Genomic DNA, 3,237 nt, shown 5'->3' on the forward strand with positions numbered 1-3,237 from the left:
TCATGACGATTCATCCGGTTATGAGTTCAGGAGATATTCTTCGGTCGAAGGACAGTCTGCCGGCCGATGTGAACGGTTCCGATCGATGGGGCTCCGGCCAACCGCAAGTCAAACCGCCAGCGCCCCCGCGAAAACAAGGCCAGCCAAAAGGCTTCAAGAACGGCATAGTCTTCTTTCCACTAATTCCTTTGCGAAATTCCCAGCTGAGAACTGGGAGCTACGGCTGTTACCAATGCTGAATAACCTCGCCCCTAACGACAGCGTAACGGTAAAGTGTCGACAATCTATGTTGCATATGTCATCATATTATGTCAAGTGGATGGTCAAAGCTGGGGTACTTCATGGGAATTCGAAAAACTATCGCCGCTATCGCTTGCATCCTCTTTGCTTCCGGTTGCGCAAGCCAACAAATCAAGCTTGGTGCCGCGCCGGAGACCCAATCATCTCGCAAGCCAAACATAATCCTCATAGTCGCTGATGATCTTTCGCAATTGGATTTGTCCACTTATGGCCGGTCCCCAAAAAGCATTCCCACCCCTAATTTAGACCGGTTGGCCAAGCGTGGAGTCACATTCAAGCGCGGCTATTCAACAGCATCAGTTTGCAGCCCATCCCGCGCGGCTTTGATGACGGGGCAATATCAACAGCGCCACGGATTTGAGTTTCTGACACCGGAAGGACCCGATGGTGGGGGGCACGGACTTGCCGCTAGCCAACGGGTCTTCGCTCAAGATCTCCAAACTGGAGGCTATCGCACCGCAATGATCGGTAAGTGGCATTTGGGTTCAACGAAGGATCGCATTCCAACATCTCGTGGATTTGATCAATTCTTCGGATTTCTTTCTGGCGAGACCGCTTACGCCGATGAGAAATCGGAAGGCCTTATCAGTGTAACAGCGCCCTATGTTGGCAAGCGAAGCTTCGCCAGAAATGCAGATTGGATCAAGCTCTTTTCCGACTTTGCGGATGACGCCAATCCTCCAAAGATCGAGAATGATGAGGCAAGTTACCTGACCGATCTGTTAACACACAAGGCGGTTGAGTTTATCCGATCTTCCGGAACAGAGCCCTACTTCCTGTACCTCGCGCATTTGGCACCCCACTCGCCATACCAGGCACTCGAAACGGACGTTTCCCGCTTCTCACACATCAAGGACCCACTTGAGCGCACCTATGCAGCGATGATTTCCTCTCTCGATCGCAGTGTAGGAATTGTACTTAATGCGGTGGAAGCTTCCGGCGCGGCCGAAGACACACTCATCATTTTCACAGCTGATAATGGAGCGGCAACCTACATGGGTGTCTCTGACTGTGAAACGCTTGCCGGGGGAAAACTGAGCTACTTTGAAGGCGGTGCAAGGGTCCCTCTAATTGTTAGCTGGCCGCGGCGTTGGCCAAGTGGAACAAATGATAGCCGCAATGTCTCTCAGCTTGATCTTGCTCCAACGATATTGGCTGCCGCAAAAATCGAAGCAGCAAATGCTTTTGATGGAAGAGACCTCACACCGCTTATGGTGCCCGCGCGGTTAGCTGAGGCAGTCCACGAGACACTTTTCTGGCGCACCGGGTCGGAATATGCGGTGCTTTCAGGGGACCTTAAGCTCCTCTCAAATACTCGCCAAGGTGCCTTTCCTTGGCTCTTCGACCTAGCCTCAGATCCTCGCGAAACCAGAAGCCTGACCTTTGAAAGGCGATCTGAGGTAGCAGACTTACAACAACGCTATCAAGACTGGGCCAAATCTATGAAGCCACCGGCTTGGCCGGCGAAACAGGTAGTGCAGGTGTTTCAATGTGGAAGGATTTCATTTCATGAACAATGATCAAGCCTCTAGCCTATTTCCATTCTCGAGCCATGGAATTGAGACGCTAGCAAAGGTGAAGACCTTCATGCGCAAACATGTCGTGCCTGCCGAAGCAATATTTGATGAGCAGGTAAAGGATGCTCGTACACCCTGGCTAACGCCACCGATTCTTGATGAGCTAAAGGCCAAAGCTCGTAAAATGGGGCTTTGGAATATGTTTTTGCCCGAACTCCACCCGGGACCGCCGCTGAGCAACCTAGATTATGCACCAATTGCTGAGGAAATGGGCCGGATTGTGTGGGCAAGCGAGGTCTTTAACTGCAACGCTCCAGATACGGGTAACATGGAGGTTCTTGAGAAGTACGGGACGCCCACCCAAAAGGATCGCTGGCTCCGCCCGCTCGCTGATGCTAAGATCAGATCCTGTTTTGCTATGACTGAACCACAAGTCGCTTCTTCAGATGCCACAAATATTGAGACTCAAATCAGTCGTGAAGACGACCATTATGTCATTAACGGCCGAAAGTGGTGGATAACCGGCGCTCTCAATCCACGGTGTGAATTCGCGATCTTGATGGGGAAAACTGATCCCTTTGGACCAAAGCACCGACAGCAGTCTATGATTATCGTTTCTCTGAACACACCCGGTGTCAAGATTATGCGTCCTCTTAGAACCTTCGGGTTTGACGAACCATCACATGGACATGCTGAATTGGTCTTTGATAATGTAAAAGTGCCTTTGGAAAACATCCTACTTGGCGAGGGGCGTGGGTTCGAGATTTCTCAAGGTCGTCTTGGACCTGGACGAATTCATCATTGCATGCGCCTAATTGGACTTGCGTCTCGAGCTCTGGAGGCTATGTGTGCCCGGGCTTCGTCTAGACGCACTTTTGATCGCGCTATTGGTGATCACGGCGTGGTCCGTCGTTGGATCGCGCAATCACGTATCGAGATTGATCAGGCACGGTTGCTTGTTTTGCAAGCTGCACTGCGGATCGATCAGGTAGGGGCCAAGGGTGCACGCAAGGATATTGCTATGATCAAACTGGCCGTGCCACAAATGGCCCAGACTGTCATTGATCGGGCGATCCAAGTTTTCGGCGGTGCCGGCCTTTGCGATGATCACTTCCTCGCCTATGCCTTTACGGGCGCGCGGATTCTCCGAATTGCTGACGGCCCAGATGAAGTCCATGCGGAGACGATTGCACGGTTGGAACTGAAGGCTCAGACCGGGTAAACCGTTTGGGCGTGGCTCCCTGAAATCGTGCAACGGTGAGTTACGGCAAAGCTCTAATTCCCAATGGTCCAAATTTCAGGTGGCAGAGCAGCCTACGCGAACGGCTCCCCCTAACCCAGGGGCATGTTATGGATTGGTCGGTTAGAAGGTTTTCTCGATTTGAAGCGCGAAAATTGGGCTGCTGGTGCGATCGCGAAA

The 3,237-nt window shown here is 51.9% G+C and carries 2 protein-coding genes; both read left to right on the plus strand.

All coding sequences use genetic code 11. The annotated features are described in order from the left end of the window. Nucleotides 1-341: 341 nt before the first annotated feature. Nucleotides 342-1,820, plus strand: coding sequence for a sulfatase family protein (locus ACOVRA_RS07345; RefSeq protein WP_346382219.1), 1,479 nt, complete (start codon nucleotides 342-344; stop codon nucleotides 1,818-1,820). Then, a complete protein-coding gene (locus ACOVRA_RS07350) occupies nucleotides 1,810-3,039 on the plus strand; it encodes an acyl-CoA dehydrogenase family protein (protein ID WP_346382220.1) in 1,230 nt (409 codons plus the stop codon). The genes ACOVRA_RS07345 and ACOVRA_RS07350 overlap by 11 nt, the downstream gene beginning before the upstream one ends. Nucleotides 3,040-3,237: the final 198 nt, after the last annotated feature.

Origin of the sequence: Aquidulcibacter sp., from assembly GCF_049239865.1 — a bacterium.
Classification (GTDB): Bacteria; Pseudomonadota; Alphaproteobacteria; order Caulobacterales; family Aquidulcibacteraceae; genus Aquidulcibacter.

Excerpts from the sequence above, each read along its gene's own strand:
- ACOVRA_RS07345 (WP_346382219.1), top strand. The coding sequence starts at position 342 with ATGGGAATTCGAAAAACTATCGCCGCTATCGCTTGCATCCTCTTTGCT.
- ACOVRA_RS07350 (WP_346382220.1), top strand. The coding sequence starts at position 1,810 with ATGAACAATGATCAAGCCTCTAGCCTATTTCCATTCTCGAGCCATGGA.